1 protein-coding gene is annotated in these 338 nt (G+C 60.9%); it reads left to right on the plus strand.

Annotated elements, in window-relative coordinates; all coding sequences use genetic code 11:
* The coding region (locus tag IAE27_RS29395) for a transposase (protein ID WP_200093440.1) at positions 1-338 on the plus strand (338 nt) is incomplete at both ends.

Raw genomic sequence — 338 nt, forward strand, 5'->3', positions numbered from 1 at the left:
CACGCTGAGCTTCCGCTACCACGACCACAACACCGGTGAGCAGGCGACGGAGCGGCTGACGCAGCATGAAATTGTGGCGCGGCTGAAACAGCACATCCCGGAGAAGTCCTTCCGGATGGTGCGTTACTTTGGTTTTCTGGCCAACCGGGTGTGCGGAGAAAAGCTGCCGGTGGTCTACCGTGCGCTGGAGATGGAAAAGCCGGAGCCAGTGCCGAAGGTCTGCTACGCGCAGATGAGTAAGCAGTTCCTGCGTCGTGACCCGTTCGAATGTGTGCTGTGCGGCGGGAGAATGGTGTACCGCCGCGCGGTGACGGGGCTGAATGTGCAGGGGCTGAAAA

Origin of the sequence: Klebsiella sp. S69 (genome assembly GCF_016516145.1) — a bacterium.
Classification (GTDB): domain Bacteria; phylum Pseudomonadota; class Gammaproteobacteria; order Enterobacterales; family Enterobacteriaceae; genus Klebsiella; species Klebsiella oxytoca.